We start from the raw sequence: 13337 nt of genomic DNA on the forward strand, positions 1-13337 counted from the left end.
CCGCGTCGGCAATTCACCCTGACCATTCGGCCGCATCATTCTGATCATTCTCCGACCCGGACAATTATTTATCCGTGGCGTCCGTCACGGTTTTACGGGGCGTCGCGGGGGCGGATTAACATTCGGACATAAGATCAAGGAATGGGACATTCCCCCAGGGTCGTTCGCGGGGGATACCACCCGATTTGTGGGGATGACAAGGGGCAAACCGGGCGAGCTGGATGCGACCACTCCGCGGTGATTTCGTGTTTTATCTGTGACCAATCCACACTCGGCGCCCTGGGAAATGGGGAATGGCCCGGATGCGGTTTTACGCATTCGCCGGCCGCCGCTATCGTGCCTGGGATGTTTCCCGCTGCCCCCACACCTCGACACGAACTTCCCCCTGCCCGGGAGGCGGCGGGAACGGTCCGGACGAAGCCTGCGGCACAGCCACCGGGCGCGCCCGAGGGCGCCTCGGAGCAGTCGCCGAAGGCCGGTAGCCGCAACGCGTTCTTCGACAACGCGAAGTATCTGGCCATTGTGCTGGTGGCGATGGGGCACTCCTGGGAGCCGCTGACCGACGGCAGCCGGGCCGCCGAGGCGCTCTACATGACCGTCTACACCTTCCACATGCCGGCGTTCATCATCATCTCCGGCTACTTCTCGCGCAGCTTCGACATGCGCAAGGACCGGCTGCAGCGGCTGGTCACCGGGGTCGCCGTCCCCTACATCCTCTTCGAGACGGCATACGCCTTCTTCAAGCGCTGGGCGGACGACGATCCCGGCCATCCCATCAGCCTGCTCGACCCGTGGTTCCTGACGTGGTTCCTGGTGGCCCTGTTCATCTGGCGGCTGACCACCCCGCTGTGGAAGATCGTGCGCTGGCCGATTCCGCTCGCGGTGGCCATCGCCGTACTCGCATCCGTGTCACCGGACATCGGGGACGATCTGGACCTCCAGCGGGTGCTGCAGTTCCTTCCCTTCTTCGTCCTGGGTCTGTCGCTGCGGCCGGAGCACTTCAAACTGGTGCAGCGGCGGGCGGTGCGGATCGCGTCGCTGCCGATCTTCGCGTGTGCGCTGCTGATGGCCTACTGGGCGGCGCCCCGGATGAGCTCGGCGTGGTTCTACCACCGGGACAGCGCCCAGGAGCTGGGCACCACCTGGTGGATCGGCGCGGTGATGACGCCGGCCCTCTTCGGCTGTTCGATCGTGCTCGTGGCCTGCTTCTTCTCCTGGGTGCCGACCCGGCGGACGTGGTTCACGGTGCTGGGTGCGGGAACGCTGTACGGCTATCTGCTGCACGGCTTCCTGGCCAAGGGTTCGCGGTTCTGGGGCTGGTTCGACGACTACGCATGGCCGCATACGCCGGTCGGCGAGGTCGCGGTCACGCTGCTCGCGGCGGTGATCGTGACGGCGCTGTGCACCCCGCCGGTCCGCAGGGTGTTCCGCTTCGCGATGGAGCCGACGATGGCATGGGCGTTCCGAAAGGATCCGGCCGAAAAGGCGCGGGAGCGCGTCAGCGCCTGAGCGCAGCCGCGCCCTATTCAAGTTTGACCAGGGTGCGGTACGGGAGAAGACCATTCCGATCCTGGCGTGCCGGACCGTCCGGCCCGTTCTGGACTTCTGCACCGCCCTCGGGTTCGAGGTGACCTTCCGGCAGAAGAGCCCAATCCCTACGCGGTCGTGGAGCGCGATGGCATCGAGCCGCAGTTCTTCGGGCTGAAGCGGTACGAGCCGGCCGAGTCGCTCAGGCGTCCCGGCAGATCAGCAGCAGCGCCCGGTCGTCGTTGACGTCCTTGGCGACGGCCTCGATCAGATGCCAGGCGGCGCCGGCGAAGCCGGAGGTGACATAGCGGTCGGCCTCGCCGGTCAGCCGGTCGATGCCCTCGGCGATATCGCGGTCGGCGGCCTCGACCAGGCCGTCGGTGAACAGCATCAGGACGTCGCCGGGCCGCAGCGTCCCCTTGACCGGGTCGAACTGGGCACCGTCGTAGACGCCGAGCAGCGGCCCCTCCCCCGGCTTCTCCTCCCAGCGGCCGGTGCCGGCGCTGAGCTGGAGGGCCGGCAGATGGCCGGCGGAGAGGAGTTCGTAGTCGCCGGAATCCAGGTCGAGGACGAGATGGATGGAGGTGGCGAAGCCCTCGTCCCAGTCCTGGCGCAGGAGGTAGCCGTTGGCCGCGGGGAGGAAGCCGTGCGGCGGGAGGGAGCCGAGCAGGCCGCCGAAGGCGCCGGAGAGGAGCAGGGCGCGGGAGGCGGCGTCCATGCCCTTGCCGGAGACGTCCGTCAGCACGACTTCGAGGATGTTGCCGCCGTGGGTGCGGGAGGCGACGACGAAGTCTCCGGAGAAGGACTGTCCGCCGGCCGGGCGCAGCGCCATCTCGTGGTGCCAGCCCTTGGGCAGTCTGGGGAGTTTGCTCTGTACGCGGATCCGCTCGCGCAGGTCGAAGAGCATGGTGCCGCCGCGTCGCCAGGGCACCCCGACCCGGCTGCGGAACTGCGCGATCAGCAGCCCGAAGAACCCGACGGCGGCGACGACCAGGACCGTGCCCGGGGTGATCCGGTCCGGTCCGTCGTCGTACCGGCCGAACAGCGCGGACTCGACGACCAGAGCGGCCGCGGACGCGCTGTACAGGATGAGGAGGTTGGCCGGGCGCAACAGCAGTCCGCCGGCGATGACCGGGAGGACCAGGGCGGTCGGGGCGATCCATTCGGGGCGCCAGAGGGTGCCCGCGGCGATGGCGGGGATGGCGAGGAACAGGGCGGCCAGCGCGAACCGGTCGGAGCCCTCGCCGCGGAAGTAGTCGACCCCGGCCTTGCGCATGCCGATCCGGGCCCGGTGCAGGCCTTTGTGCACCCGGGCCGTCAGGGTTTCCGTTCCCGGGCCGCTTGTCATTGCTCTGGGACCTTATCCACCCGTTCGGCGGCGCGTCGATTCGCCGCACGTCGCCCAGGCCAATTGCCGGGAAACCCCGTTCGAAATGCGGTCGCGCGGCCGGTGAGTGTCCTGCTAGGGATGGTGTATGACGACGGAATTACGGGTGCTCCGGGACGCCGAATGGCACGTCTGGTCCGACAAGTTGGACATGGCCTTCGGGGGGCTGCCTCAGCCTCCTGAGAAGCTCGCCCTGCGGCGTGACCTCACCGAGATCGAGCGCTCCTTCGGCGTCTGGGACGGCGACGAGGTCGTGGCAACGGCCTCGGCGGCGTCGTTCGGGCTCACCGTGCCGGGTGGGGCGGAGGTGCCCGTGGCCGGCGTCACGATGGTCAGTGTGCAGCCGACGCACCGCAGGCGCGGGCTGCTGCGCGCGATGATGCGGCACCAGCTGGCGGACGTCCGCGAGCGCGGTGAGCCGCTGGCGGTGCTGACGGCTTCGGAGCCGGCGATCTACGGGCGGTTCGGCTACGGTCCGGCGGCCCAGGACATGCGGCTGAGCGTGGACACCGTACGGCTGGCCGCCCCCGAGCTGCCCGGGGTGGACGGCGTACGGCTGCGGCTGGTGGATCCGGTGGCCGCGCTGGCCGACTGCGAGCGGGTCTATGCCCAACGGGTGCCGACCCGCCCCGGGATGCTGGCGCGGCGGCCCGGCTGGGAGCGGATCGGCGTGCTCGATGTGCCGGGCGAGCGGGCCGGGGCCGGGGCGCAGCAGTGTGTACTGGCCGAGGTGGACGGTGAGTTGCGGGGTTATGCGCGCTATGCGGTGAAACCGGAGTGGGATGTCGCCGGGCCGTCGGGGGAAGTGCGGGTGCGGCATGTCGAGGCGCTGGACCCGGTGGTCTACGCGGCGCTGTGGCGCTATCTGTTCGGGATCGATCTGACGTCGTCGGTGTCGGTGGCCACCCGGCCGGTGGACGATGCGCTGCTCCATCTGGTGGCGGATCAGCGGCGCTTGGGCATCGGGCTGCGGGAGTCGCTGTTCGTGCGGCCGGTGGAGGTGGGCGCGGCGCTGTCGGCGCGGAGGTACCGGACGCCGGTGGATGTGGTGCTGGAGGTGGCGGACCCGTTCTGCCCGTGGAACGAGGGGCGGTGGCGGCTGACCGGTGACGCGACGGGCGCGTCCTGCGCGCGGACCACGGATCCGGCGGAGCTGGCGCTGTCCGTACGGGAGGTGGGGTCCGCGTATCTGGGCGGCTTCACGCTGTCGGCGCTGGCGGCGGCGGGCCGGGTGCGCGAGCTGCGGCCCGGTGCGCTGGGGGCGGCTTCGGTGGCCTTCGGGTCGGATGTCGCGCCGTGGCTGCCGCACGCGTTCTAGACGCGGGCCAGGCTACGTAGCGTAGGCGTACGGGACGTAGGCGCACGGAACGTAGGCGCACGGAACGTAGGCGCACGGAACGTAGGCGCACGGGACGTAGGCGTACGGGACGTAGGCGTACGGGTTCCCGGGATGCGGCGGCCGGGCGGTTCGGTCGGACGGTTCGGTCAGGCGGTGGCCGGCTGGCAGCCGGGGCACCAGAAGAGGTTGCGTGCGGCGAGGTCGGCGGTGCGGATGTCGGCGCCGCAGATGTGGCAGCCCTGACGGGCGCGGCGGTAGACATAGACCTCGCCGCCGTGGTCGTCGACCCGTGGCGGGCGGCCCATGGCCTCCGGCAGATGTTCGGGGCGGACGGTGTCGATGCGGTTGTGGCGGACGCCCTCGGCCATCAGGAACACCAGGTCGGCCCAGATGGCGTCCCATTCGGCGCGGGTGAGGTCGCGGCCGGGGCGGTAGGGGTCGATGCGGTGGCGGAAGAGGACCTCGGCGCGGTAGACGTTGCCGACGCCGGCGATGATCTTCTGGTCGAGCAGCAGCGCCGCGATGGTCGTACGGCTGCGGTTGATCCGCTGCCAGGCGCGGGTGCCGTCGTCCCCGGGGCGCAGCGGGTCGGGGCCGAGCCGGTCGTGTATCGCCTGCTTCTCGGCGTCGGTGATCAGTGCGCAGGTGGTGGGGCCGCGGAGGTCCGCGTACGCGGACGGGCCGGCGATACGGAGGCGCACGGTGTCGGTGGGCGGCGGGGCGGGCGCGTCGCCGAAGCCGAGCTTGCCGAACAGACCGAGGTGGACATGGATCCAGCGGTCCGCGCCGAAGCCGAGGAAGAGGTGTTTGCCGTGAGCCTCGGCGGTGGTCATGACCTGGCCGTCGACGAGGGCCGCGCCACCTGCGAACTTGCCCTGGGGGCTGCTCGCCCGGACGCGCTCGCCCTCGAAGCGGGAGCGGTGGTCCAGGGCGAGGCGGTGGATCGTATGCCCCTCGGGCACGGTGTCCTCCAGTGGGCGCGCCCGCCCTCCCCGGCGGCCGGGGTGGGCGGGCGACGGCGGTGTGCGGTGGTCAGTCCTGCGGGTGATGGGCCGGGATGGCGGGCAGTTCGCCGGTGGTCTCGTAGGCCGAGAGCATGTCGATGCGGCGGGTGTGCCGCTCCTCACCCGAATAGGGGGTGCTGAGGAAGACCTCGATGAACTTCGTGGCCTCTTCCTCGGTGTGCATCCGGCCGCCGACCGAGATGACGTTGGCGTTGTTGTGCTCGCGGCCGAGCTTGGCGGTCTCCTCGCTCCAGGCCAGCGCGGCCCGTACGCCCTTGACCTTGTTGGCGGCGATCTGCTCGCCGTTGCCGGAGCCGCCGATCACGATGCCGAGGCTGTCCGGGTCGGCGGCGGTGCGCTCCGCGGCGCGCAGGCAGAACGGGGGGTAGTCGTCCTGGGCGTCGAAGAGGTGCGGGCCGCAGTCGACGGGGTCGTGGCCATGGGCCTTGAGCCACTCGACGAGGTGGTTCTTGAGGTCAAAACCTGCATGGTCGGAGCCGAGATACACGCGCATGTGACGAGTGTGACACGCGTGGTCCCGGGTAGGCGCCGCGGGTCATCACGCGGCACCGCGTACGAAATTCCGCCCCCCGCCTTCCGTACGTATGTGCATTGCGCAGCCGCCCAGTGTTTTAGGCAACGATCCGACCTCAGGCCTTCCAATCCATGGGTTAACGAAGATCTAATGCGAGGGTTCCAATCCGCGAACCACTAAGGACGGTGCCCATGGGCGCGCACCCCCCTACCACCAAAGCGGTCCCCACCACCGGCGAACCCGGCGGCGGAACGACCGGGGGGCAGTCGCAGAACGGACTGCAGGCAGGACTCAAGAACCGCCATCTGTCGATGATCGCCATCGGCGGTGTCATAGGCGCCGGCCTCTTCGTCGGATCGGGCGCCGGTATCTCGGCCGCCGGGCCGGGCATTCTGCTCTCCTACGCGCTGACCGGCCTGCTGGTCGTGCTGGTGATGCGGATGCTGGGCGAGATGGCGGCGGCCTCCCCCACCTCCGGTTCCTTCTCCGCGTACGCGGACCGGGCGCTGGGCCGCTGGGCCGGGTTCACGATCGGCTGGCTGTACTGGTTCTTCTGGTCGGTGGTGCTGGCGGTCGAGGCGACCGCGGCCGCCGCGATCCTCACGGGATGGGTCCCGGCCGTCCCGCAGTGGGCCTGGGCGCTGCTGGTGATGGTCGTGCTGACCGGCACCAACCTGATCTCGGTCGGCTCGTTCGGCGAGTTCGAGTTCTGGTTCGCCGGGATCAAGGTCGTCGCGATCGTCGTCTTCATCGTGGTCGGCGCGCTGGCGATCTTCGGGCTGCCGCCGGGCGGTGACCCGGTCGGGATGGCGAATCTGACCGGACACGGCGGATTCCTGCCGAACGGTCCCGGCGCGATCCTCTCCGGCATGCTGCTGGTGGTCTTCTCCTTCATGGGCAGCGAGATCGTGACGCTGGCGGCGAGCGAGTCGCCGAACCCGGTGCAGGCCGTCCGCAAGGCCGTCAACAGCGTCATCTGGCGGATCGCGCTGTTCTACATCGGCTCGATCACGGTGATCGTGACGCTGCTGCCGTGGAACGACCCGGCGGTGCTCAAGAGCCCGTATGTGGCGGTGCTGAAGTCGCTGGACATTCCGTACGCGGGCACCGTGATGGATGTCGTGGTGCTGACCGCGGTGCTGTCCTGTCTGAACTCCGGGCTCTACACGGCGTCCCGGATGGCGTTCTCGCTCGGTCAGCGCGGCGATGCGCCGAAGTCGTTCGCCACCGTCAACAAGGGCGGCGTGCCGGCCGTCGCGATCTGGGCCTCGGTCGCCTTCGGCTTCATCGCGACGATCTTCAGCTACACCTCGAAGGACACCGTCTTCCAGTTCCTGCTGAATTCGTCGGGCGCGGTGGCGCTGTTCGTGTGGCTGGTCATCTGTGTCTCGCAGCTGCGGATGCGCCGGATCATCGAGCGGGAGACGCCGGAGCGGCTGACGGTGCGGATGTGGCTGTACCCCTGGCTGACGTACGCGACGATCGCGCTGATCGTCTTCGTCATCGGCTATATGTTCTACGACCCGGACGGGCGCGAGCAGATGGTGCTGTCGGTGGTCGCGGCCGTGGTGGTGCTGGCGGTCGGGCTGTTCCTGGACCGGCGGCGGCCGCGGGAGGGCCAGGCGTCCACGGAAGCCGTGGAGGCGCGGCCCGCGGAGCGGAAGTAGCCGGACGGACAACGGGCCGGGCCCCGCAGTCACCGTTGGGTGAGTGCGGGGCCCGGCCCGTTCGCAGGCGGACGGCGCTTATCCGCGGCGGCCCGCCAGCTTCCACGCGGTCGGCAGCGCGCCCATGGCCAGCGCCGCCTTGAGGGCGTCGCCGATCAGGAACGGGACGAGACCGACGGCGACGGCCTGGCCGAAGGACATGCCGGTGCTCAGCGCGAGGTAGGGGACGCCGACGGCGTAGATCAGGGCGGTGCCGGCGGCCATGGTGCCGGCGGTGCGCAGCACTCCGCGGTCGCCGCCGCGGCGGGCCAGCGCGCCCACGACGGTGGCGGCGAGCAGCATGCCGACGATGTAGCCGAAGGTGGCGCCGCCGGCGCCGGAGGCACCGCCCGCGAACCACGGCATGCCCGCGATGCCGGCGAGGGCGTACAGCGCGAGGGAGAGCAGACCGCGGCCCGCGCCGAGCGAGGCGCCGACCAGGAGGGCGGCGAAGGTCTGGCCGGTGACCGGGACCGGGGAGCCGGGGACCGGGACGGCGATCTGGGCCGCGATGCCGGTGAGCGCGGCGCCGCCGAACACCAGCGCGGCGTCGCGCACCCGGGCGCGGGAGGCGGTGGCGGCGGGCAGCAGGTCGGCGAGGACCGCGCCGATGGGGGTCACCCCGTGCGAAGCATGGGGGAGGGTGAGGCGGCCAGTGCTCATCGGGACTCCGCGGTGTGAGAGGGATCGGGACGGGTCGGGACGCGATGACGTTAGTCCAGCGGACCACCGGCGATCATCGTGTGGCAGCGACAAAGCCGTACCGGCCCGCTTGGAGAGTTCCGAACAACCGCCAGAATGCCCGGCCTCGTTGGCGCGCGGGACGTCTTTGCAGGTCACGTGATGCTCATCACGGCCGAGGCCGCTTCGGGGCGCCGGTTTTGTGGTAGCGCGCGGGGTGCGGCGACACTGGGTCCGCCCCGCGGTGACCTGTGGAGTTCCCCCAAACCTCCGGCGGCCCTGCCGCCCCGCCCCCTTGCGAGAGTACGAGCCCATGCACGACACACCGACCACCACCGGGCAGACCCGTGCCGGTGCGGGCACCGGCACGAGCGAGCCGCTGTCCGCGGGGCTCAAGCAGCGCCATCTGACGATGCTGGGCCTGGGCGGGGTGATCGGCGCCGGACTGTTCGTGGGGTCCGGCGCGGGCATTTCAGTGGCCGGGCCGGGGATCGTGCTGTCGTATCTGATCGCGGGCACGCTGGCGATGCTGGTCATGCGGATGCTCGGTGAGATGTCGGCGGCGATGCCGGCCTCCGGCGCGTTCTCGGTGCATGCGGAGCGGGCGCTGGGCCGCTGGGCCGGTTTCAGTGTGGGCTGGCTGTACTGGTTCCTGCTGGTCGTGGTGCTGGCCGTGGAGGCCACCGGCGCGGCGCAGATCGCCGGCGGCTGGGTGCCGGCGGTGCCGCAGTGGGGCTGGGTGCTGATCTTCATGACCGTCTTCACCGTCGCCAACCTGGCCGCGGTGAAGAACTTCGGTGAGTTCGAGTTCTGGTTCGCGGCGCTGAAGGTCACCGCGATCGTGCTGTTCCTCGGCCTCGGCGTGCTGGCGATCTGCGGGGTGCTGCCGGACACCCAGCCGGTGGGGCTGACGAACCTCACCGGGCAGGGCGGCTTTCTGCCCAACGGCTGGGCGGGGGTGATCTCCGGCGTCCTCGCGGTCGTGTTCGCCTTCGGCGGCCTGGAGGTCGTCACCATCGCCGCGGCCGAGTCGGACGATCCGGCGCGAGCGGTGGGCCGGGCGGTGCGCAGCGCGGTGTGGCGGATCCTCTTCTTCTACGTCGGCTCGATGCTGGTCATCGTCACCCTGCTGCCCTGGTCGTCGATGCGGCCGGGCCAGAGCCCGTACGTCGCGGTGCTGGACAGCCTCGGTGTGCCGGGCGCCGGGCAGATCATGAACATCGTGGTGTTCGTGGCGCTGCTCTCGGCGCTGAACGCCAACCTCTACGGCTCGTCGCGGATGGTGTTCTCGCTGGCCGAGCGGGGCGAGGCGCCGCGGGCGCTGCTGAAGGTGTCGGGCGGCGGGGTGCCGCGCCGGGCGGTGCTGGCCTCGGTGGCCTTCGGGTTTGTCTCCGTGCTGCTGAATCTGAAGTGGCCGGATTCGGTCTTCCTTTACATGCTCAATGCGGTAGGCGCGGTGCTGCTGTTCGTCTGGGGTCTGATCGCCGTTTCCCAGCTGCGGCTGCGTCCGCGTATCGAACGCGAGGCGCCCGGGAAGCTGACCCTGCGGATGTGGGCCTTCCCGTATCTGACCTGGGCGGCGCTGCTGGCGATGGGCGGTGTGCTGGTGCTGATGCTCACCGATGCCGCGGCCCGCCCGCAGCTGCTGTGGTCGGCCGGGGCGACCTGCGCGGTGCTGCTCGTGGCGGGAGTACGGGAGCTGCGTCAGCGCCGCGCGCGGCGCTGAGGCCCCTGAGGCGGGGATCACACCGCGTCGCATTCGACGATGATTCAGGCACACACGGTGACGAACGCGTCTGAATAGCGAACATTCACTGCACGACTGTTGCCCTGAGCGGACACCGGCACCCAGACTGAGCCAGCTTTGCCGAGGATCCCGGAGCCCCGCCGTCGGCAGCCCCTGCGCGACCTGCCGCCCCGGCGGGGGTCCTGGGGACCTGGCAGCACCGTCGCGCCGGTCGCGGCCCCGGGAGAACGCAGTATCGCCTTGCTCCGCTCTCACCTACTGGGACAGGTACGACATGAATCGGACACCCTCGTCCGCCGCACCCGCGCGCGAGCAGACCGACGCGGTTCAGGGCGGCGGCCCCGACAACGGCCCCGCGCTGTCCAACGGGCTCAAGCAGCGCCATCTTTCGATGATCGCCCTGGGCGGCGTGATCGGCGCGGGCCTGTTCGTCGGCTCGCGCGAGGGCATCGCGGCGGCAGGCCCCTCGATCGTGCTGGCCTACGCCGTCTCCGGCGCCCTGATCATGCTGATCATGCGGATGCTCGGTGAGATGTCCGCGGCCAATCCGGCCTCCGGCTCCTTCTCCGTGCACGCCGAGCGCTCGATCGGCTCCTGGGCCGGCTTCACGGTGGGCTGGATGTTCACCGCGCTGCTGTGTGTGGCGGTGGCCGCCGAGGCGCTCGGCGCCGCGGATGTGATGCACCAGTGGTTCCCGGGCACCGAGCCCTGGATGTGGGTGCTGCTGTTCATGGTGATCTTCACCGGTACGAACCTGGCCGCGGTGAAGAACTTCGGTGAGTTCGAGTTCTGGTTCGCCGCCCTGAAGGTCGCGGCGATCAGCATCTTCCTGATCCTGGGCCTGCTGGCGATCTTCGGCGTGCTCCCCGGCACCCAGGCGCCGGGCACCACGCACCTCACCGGCGACGGCGGCTTCCTCCCCAAGGGCGTCGACGGCCTGATGATCGGTCTGCTGGCGTCGGTGTTCGCCTACGGCGGTCTGGAGACCGTGACCATCGCGGCGGCCGAGTCCAAGGACCCGGTGCGCGGTGTCGCCGGCGCGGTGCGCACCGCCATGTGGCGGATCGCCCTCTTCTACGTCGGCTCGATGGCCGTCATCGTCACCGTCATCCCCTGGAGCGCCCCCTCGATCGCCAAGAGCGGCCCCTACGTGGCGGTGCTGGACTACCTCAAGATCCCGGCGGCCGGCCAGATCATGAACGTGGTCATCCTGGTCGCGCTGCTCTCCGCGGTGAACGCCAACATCTACGGCGCCTCGCGGATGGCCTACTCCCTCATCTCCCGCGGCCAGGGCCCGGCCTTCCTGGGCAAGGTCAGCAACGGCGTCCCGCGCCGCACCGTCCTGATGTGCTCCGCCTTCGGCTTCCTCGCCGTCCTGTTCAGCTTCTGGTGGCCCACCACGGTCTTCCAGTGGCTGCTGAACATGGTCGGCGCGGCCGTCCTGGTGGTGTGGGGCTTCATCGCCGCCGCCCAGCTGCGGATGCGGCGGCAGCTGGAGCGGGAGGCGCCCGAGAAGCTCGTGGTGAAGATGTGGGCGTTCCCGTTCCTGACGTGGGTGGCGCTGGCGGGCATCGTCGCCGTGCTGCTGCTGATGCTGCGCGACGAGAACCAGCGCATCCAGCTGCTGTTCACCGGCGGGTTCGGCGTGGTGCTGATCGTGATCGGGCTCATACGGCAGCGGGCGCTGGACAAGGGCGCGGAGCAGACCGCGAAGTAGCGCCTACGCGCACTGCCCACAGGCGGGGCGGGACCTCATTCCGAGGTCCCGCCCCGCCTCCTTCTTTGGGACCGGACCGGTGCCCGTAACGGGTCGATGATCACTGCTGCTGGTAGCGTGCTTCTGCACATAGGTTGCAATAAGAAGTCGTAAGCAGTTGGAGAGGCTCGGCATGGCCACCTACACACTTCCTGAACTTCCGTACGACTACTCGGCGCTGGCCCCGGTCATCAGCCCCGAGATCATCGAGCTGCACCACGACAAGCACCACGCGGCGTACGTGAAGGGCGCGAACGACACCCTGGAGCAGCTCGCCGAGGCGCGCGACAAGGACCAGTGGGGCAACATCAACGGCCTGGAGAAGAACCTCGCGTTCCACCTCTCCGGCCACATCCTGCACAGCATCTACTGGCACAACATGACCGGCGACGGCGGCGGCGAGCCGCTGGAGAAGGACGGCGTGGGCGAGCTGGCCGACGCCATCGCCGAGAGCTTCGGCTCGTTCGGGAAGTTCAAGGCCCAGCTGACCAAGGCCTCGGCCACCACCCAGGGCTCCGGCTGGGGCGTGCTGGCCTACGAGCCGGTCACCGGCCGGCTGATCGTCGAGCAGATCTACGACCACCAGGGCAATGTCGGCCAGGGCTCGGTGCCGATCCTGGTCTTCGACGCCTGGGAGCACGCCTTCTACCTGCAGTACAAGAACCAGAAGGTGGACTTCATCGAGGCCATGTGGCAGGTCGTGAACTGGCAGGACGTCGCCAAGCGGTACCGCTCCGCTCAGGAGCGCGCGAACAACTTGCTGCTGGCGCCGTAACACTGTGAAACGTCCCGCCTCGTGATCGTCTTCTCACCTTTCGCCTGGCGGGCGGAAGAACGGCGAGGCCCCACGAGTGGGGGCACCTCCCAGCGGTAGCTGGGGGAGTGACTCGTGGGGCCTCGCCCGTGTGCGGCTACGGGCCGGTGGCCGGTCTGTGCCCACCCGTTCCGCCCAGCGGAACGACTGCCCACAGACGGGGTATCACTCGAAAATCGGGCCCTGCGTCCGCGTCCGCTTGATCTCGTAGAAGCCCGGGATCGAGGCGACCATCAGGGTGCCGTCCCAGAGCTTGGCGGCCTCTTCGCCCTTGGGGGCCGGGGTGACGACCGGGCCGAAGAAGGCGATCTGGTCGCCGTCGGAGCCGGGGACGGCGATGACCGGGGTGCCGACCTCCTGCCCGACCAGCTCGATGCCCTCCTTGTGGGAGGCGCGCAGCTGTGCGTCGTACGCGTCGGAGTCCGCCGCGTCCGCCAGCTCGGCGGGCAGGCCGGCCTCCTTGAGGGCGTCCACGATCGTCTCGCGGCTGCGCTCCAGGCCGCGGTTGTGGAAGCGGGTGCCGAGCGCGGTGTAGAGCGGGCCGAGCACCTCGCTGCCGTGCTGCTCCTCGGCGGCGATGCACACCCGCACCGGGCCCCAGGCCGTGGCCAGCAGCTCGCGGTACTCCTCGGGCAGCTCGTCGAGCCGGTCCTCGTTCAGTACCGCCAGGCTCATCACATGCCAGCGCACCTCCACCGGGCGGACCTTCTCCACCTCCAGCATCCAGCGGGAGGTCATCCAGGCCCAGGGGCACAGCGGGTCGAACCAGAAGTCTGCCGGGGTCTTCGCGGTCTCGGACACGTCGTCTCCTCGTGAAAGCGGTGCTGCGGGGTGGGGATAC

At 70.0% G+C, this 13337-nt stretch carries 11 protein-coding genes and 1 pseudogene; 7 read left to right on the plus strand and 5 right to left on the minus strand.

The annotated features are described in order from the left end of the window. The first annotated feature begins 345 nt into the window (after nucleotides 1-345). Both KI385_RS16400 and KI385_RS16405 read left to right on the plus strand, forming a co-directional pair. Nucleotides 346-1509: an acyltransferase family protein gene (locus tag KI385_RS16400; protein WP_238572944.1), complete on the plus strand. Its 1164-nt coding sequence runs from the start codon at nucleotides 346-348 to the stop codon at nucleotides 1507-1509. 52 nt (nucleotides 1510-1561) lie between these two features. Further along, a pseudogene (locus KI385_RS16405) lies at nucleotides 1562-1728 on the plus strand (VOC family protein); the annotation flags it as partial. 1 nt (nucleotide 1729) lies between these two features. Here KI385_RS16405 and KI385_RS16410 read toward each other — a convergent pair. Further along, the gene (locus KI385_RS16410) at nucleotides 1730-2875 is read right to left on the minus strand and encodes a PP2C family protein-serine/threonine phosphatase (protein ID WP_238572945.1); all 1146 of its coding nucleotides are present in this window, start codon (nucleotides 2873-2875) and stop codon (nucleotides 1730-1732) included. A gap of 127 nt (nucleotides 2876-3002) precedes the next feature. On the opposite strand from KI385_RS16410, the gene KI385_RS16415 reads away from it, so the two are divergent. Then, the gene (locus KI385_RS16415) at nucleotides 3003-4232 is read left to right on the plus strand and encodes a GNAT family N-acetyltransferase (RefSeq protein WP_238572946.1); all 1230 of its coding nucleotides are present in this window, start codon (nucleotides 3003-3005) and stop codon (nucleotides 4230-4232) included. A gap of 167 nt (nucleotides 4233-4399) precedes the next feature. On the opposite strand, the gene KI385_RS16420 is transcribed toward KI385_RS16415, so the two are convergent. Beyond that, on the minus strand, nucleotides 4400-5215 hold the full coding sequence (locus KI385_RS16420) for an Fpg/Nei family DNA glycosylase (protein WP_238572947.1): 816 nt from the start codon (nucleotides 5213-5215) through the stop codon (nucleotides 4400-4402). 70 nt (nucleotides 5216-5285) lie between these two features. Further along, nucleotides 5286-5771 carry a ribose-5-phosphate isomerase gene (locus KI385_RS16425; protein WP_238572948.1) on the minus strand — a complete coding sequence of 162 codons (486 nt, stop codon included), beginning with the start codon at nucleotides 5769-5771 and terminating at the stop codon, nucleotides 5286-5288. Between the two features lie 212 nt (nucleotides 5772-5983). Here KI385_RS16425 and KI385_RS16430 point away from each other — a divergent pair, with 212 nt between their 5' ends. Further along, nucleotides 5984-7459, plus strand: coding sequence for an amino acid permease (locus tag KI385_RS16430; RefSeq protein ID WP_238572949.1), 1476 nt, complete (start codon nucleotides 5984-5986; stop codon nucleotides 7457-7459). 78 nt (nucleotides 7460-7537) lie between these two features. Here the strand turns inward: KI385_RS16430 and KI385_RS16435 are convergent, their stop codons facing one another. After that, nucleotides 7538-8161 (minus strand): biotin transporter BioY, encoded by a 624-nt coding sequence (locus tag KI385_RS16435; protein ID WP_238572950.1) that lies wholly within the window; start codon nucleotides 8159-8161, stop codon nucleotides 7538-7540. Between the two features lie 331 nt (nucleotides 8162-8492). Here KI385_RS16435 and KI385_RS16440 point away from each other — a divergent pair, with 331 nt between their 5' ends. From KI385_RS16440 to KI385_RS16450, 3 genes are all read left to right on the plus strand, one after another. Beyond that, complete coding sequence (locus KI385_RS16440) at nucleotides 8493-9905, plus strand: amino acid permease (protein WP_238572951.1); 1413 nt, start codon at nucleotides 8493-8495, stop codon at nucleotides 9903-9905. Nucleotides 9906-10200: 295 nt separating this feature from the next. Then, a complete protein-coding gene (locus tag KI385_RS16445) occupies nucleotides 10201-11643 on the plus strand; it encodes an amino acid permease (protein ID WP_238572952.1) in 1443 nt (480 codons plus the stop codon). A gap of 172 nt (nucleotides 11644-11815) precedes the next feature. Continuing rightward, entirely contained in the window at nucleotides 11816-12457 is a 642-nt protein-coding gene (locus KI385_RS16450) for a superoxide dismutase (protein ID WP_238572953.1), read from the plus strand. A gap of 204 nt (nucleotides 12458-12661) precedes the next feature. On the opposite strand, the gene KI385_RS16455 is transcribed toward KI385_RS16450, so the two are convergent. Beyond that, the gene (locus tag KI385_RS16455) at nucleotides 12662-13297 is read right to left on the minus strand and encodes a mycothiol-dependent nitroreductase Rv2466c family protein (protein WP_238572954.1); all 636 of its coding nucleotides are present in this window, start codon (nucleotides 13295-13297) and stop codon (nucleotides 12662-12664) included. Nucleotides 13298-13337 lie beyond the last annotated feature (40 nt).

Origin of the sequence: Streptomyces inhibens (assembly GCF_022221585.1) — a bacterium.
GTDB classification, from domain to species: domain Bacteria; phylum Actinomycetota; class Actinomycetes; order Streptomycetales; family Streptomycetaceae; genus Streptomyces; species Streptomyces inhibens.

What these genes read in the sequence shown, in the direction of transcription:
- KI385_RS16400 (WP_238572944.1), top strand. Translation starts at nt 346, where the DNA reads ATGTTTCCCGCTGCCCCCACACCTCGACACGAACTTCCCCCTGCCCGG.
- KI385_RS16410 (WP_238572945.1), bottom strand. Translation starts at nt 2,875, where the DNA reads ATGACAAGCGGCCCGGGAACGGAAACCCTGACGGCCCGGGTGCACAAA.
- KI385_RS16415 (WP_238572946.1), top strand. Translation starts at nt 3,003, where the DNA reads ATGACGACGGAATTACGGGTGCTCCGGGACGCCGAATGGCACGTCTGG.
- KI385_RS16425 (WP_238572948.1), bottom strand. Translation starts at nt 5,771, where the DNA reads ATGCGCGTGTATCTCGGCTCCGACCATGCAGGTTTTGACCTCAAGAAC.
- KI385_RS16430 (WP_238572949.1), top strand. Translation starts at nt 5,984, where the DNA reads ATGGGCGCGCACCCCCCTACCACCAAAGCGGTCCCCACCACCGGCGAA.
- KI385_RS16435 (WP_238572950.1), bottom strand. Translation starts at nt 8,161, where the DNA reads ATGAGCACTGGCCGCCTCACCCTCCCCCATGCTTCGCACGGGGTGACC.
- KI385_RS16440 (WP_238572951.1), top strand. Translation starts at nt 8,493, where the DNA reads ATGCACGACACACCGACCACCACCGGGCAGACCCGTGCCGGTGCGGGC.
- KI385_RS16445 (WP_238572952.1), top strand. Translation starts at nt 10,201, where the DNA reads ATGAATCGGACACCCTCGTCCGCCGCACCCGCGCGCGAGCAGACCGAC.
- KI385_RS16450 (WP_238572953.1), top strand. Translation starts at nt 11,816, where the DNA reads ATGGCCACCTACACACTTCCTGAACTTCCGTACGACTACTCGGCGCTG.